The sequence below is a fragment of the Shinella sp. GW821-FHT10F02 genome, from assembly GCF_058809275.1.
Genome location: NZ_JBXASL010000023.1, coordinates 1 through 2,047, shown reverse-complemented (window position 1 = coordinate 2,047; position 2,047 = coordinate 1). Strand labels below are relative to the sequence as shown.

Annotated in this window: 3 protein-coding genes; 2 read left to right on the top strand and 1 reads right to left on the bottom strand. The window is 65.0% G+C overall.

Annotated elements, in window-relative coordinates; all coding sequences use genetic code 11:
- Window positions 1–36 precede the first annotated feature (36 nt).
- Entirely contained in the window at window positions 37–936 is a 900-nt protein-coding gene (locus tag AC1RWL_RS32155) for a hypothetical protein (RefSeq protein WP_493097549.1), read from the bottom strand.
- Between the two features lie 264 nt (window positions 937–1,200).
- On the opposite strand from AC1RWL_RS32155, the gene AC1RWL_RS32150 reads away from it, so the two are divergent.
- Together AC1RWL_RS32150 and AC1RWL_RS32145 are read left to right on the top strand one after the other, a co-directional pair.
- Entirely contained in the window at window positions 1,201–1,518 is a 318-nt protein-coding gene (locus AC1RWL_RS32150) for a PepSY domain-containing protein (protein ID WP_492650533.1), read from the top strand.
- A gap of 22 nt (window positions 1,519–1,540) precedes the next feature.
- On the top strand, window positions 1,541–2,047 hold a 507-nt coding region (locus AC1RWL_RS32145), incomplete at its 3' end, for a general stress protein (RefSeq protein ID WP_493097552.1).

Below are 2,047 nucleotides of genomic sequence, written 5' to 3'. Positions count from 1 at the left end.
GAAAGAAGCCGCCCCGGGAGGCGGCTTCGATCAGGTCTAGCGCTTGACGATCAATGCGGTTTCTTCGTCGTCACGCTGGCGTCCACCGAGGGCGGCGGAAGCGGACGCGATGAACGCACCGACGAGCAGCGACAGGGCACCGAGCATCGCCACCGTCGCGGCGGACTTGCGTGCCTCGTCGGCGGCTTTCAGCGCGGCATTCTTCGCATCCTCGACCTGCTGAAGGACCTGGTCTACGCGGGCACGCGCTTCCTCCGGGGTCACGCCGGCCCGCGACGCGACGATGGCGGACATGTAAGCCCGGTCGGCTTCCGGCACGCCATCGTTTACCGCGCCTTGCACCAGGATGCGGGAAATCTCGGCGGTGGCCGATGCGTCATCCCCCTGCGCCCGGGTCGTCAGATCCTGCGGGCGAAGGAGAAGGTCGGTGAAGTAGCCGGTGGCCGCGTCGGGCGACGCATCGCTGTTTGCTGCCGCGGCCGAGCCTGCAACCGTCGCGGTTGCGGCGACCGTCGAGGCGGCCTGCACGCCCGTGCCGGCAAGAGACGTGAAGGCGGACCCGGCGAGGCCCGCAACGACGACCGTTGCCAGGGCCCAGCTCAGGAAGCCATGCGCCGTGTCGCGGAAGAAGACCTCGTCCGTATGGATGCCGGCCCATTTGGTGCGAAGGCGGCCGGTGAGATAGCCGCCAAGCGCCGAAGCGAGCCATTGCACGACGACGAACCAGATCGCGGCCGTCACGCTGACCGCTGTAAAGGACGCGCTTTCCCCCGCCCAGGGTGAGACCATCGTAAGGCCGACCCCTGAACCCAGAAGGAGGAGGATGATCGTCGTGGCGGCCGCCGCGACCGAGCCGCCGATGACGGGACCCCAGGCGAGCGCTGGCGTGCTGGATTCCACGCCCACGTCGGAGACGTCAGAACTGTAAAGGGACATGTCTGCCTCCTATCGCAGGAAGAGAACGAGCAGGATGACGATCGGCAGGGGAATGCCCAGAAGCCAGAGAAGAATACCGCGACCCATTTTGAAGACCTCCAATTGCCTGCGAGCGAACGTTCGCAGCATGGCGCGTCAACTCTTTGAAACGGCTGATGTTCCACCGACTATAATCATCATTTTCTATTTTTCTGCTTGTGGAACCATGCGGCCGGCAGGGTGTTCCTATGGAGCCTGCTCTCAGGCCTCAACGAGGATAGAATCATGAAAAAACTTCTCCTAGCCGCAGCGCTTCTGGGCGCCTCGACTTTTGGCGCCTTTGCTCAGACGTCCACGACCCCGACGACTGATGGCGACACGCCCGCGGTTGCCACGCCCGACAGCAAGAATGCGACGGCGCCGGTCGAGGGTGCCAACAGCTTCACCGAAGACCAGGCGAAGGAACGCATCGCCGAGGCTGGCTATGCTGAGGTCACTGACCTTGCCCTGGACGACAAGGGCATCTGGCAGGCGAAGGCGATGAAGGATGGCAAGGCCGTGACCGTCGCGCTCGACTACCAGGGCAACATCGTCGCCAAGTAAATTCAGACTTCAGGAGATTCCCATGAAAACCGTTACCGGACTATTTGACGACTACTCCGATGCCAGCGCCGCCGTCAGCGCGCTTGAGGCACGCGGCGTGCCCTCCAGCGATATCAGCATCGTTTCCAACAATGCGGACGAACGCCATGGCAAGGAAACCAATGCCGCTGAAGGCGCTGGAACCGGCGCGGGCGTCGGCGCTGCCGTTGGCGGCGTCGGTGGCCTGCTGACAGGCCTCGGCATCATGGCCATCCCAGGTGTCGGGCCGGTGGTCGCCGCCGGGTGGCTTGCTGCCACGGCTGCGGGTGCAGTTGCCGGTGCTGTGGCAGGCGGTGCTGCCGGCGGGCTGATCGGCGCTCTGACCGAATCCGGTGTGTCCGAAGAACACGCGCACGTCTATGCCGAAGGTGTGCGCCGCGGCGGCACGCTGGTGACCGCGAAGGTCGACGACGGCCTCCAGGCCGAAGCCGAAGCCATCCTTCGCAAGTCGAACTGGGTGGATCCGGAGCAGCGGCGCGCGGCCTATGCC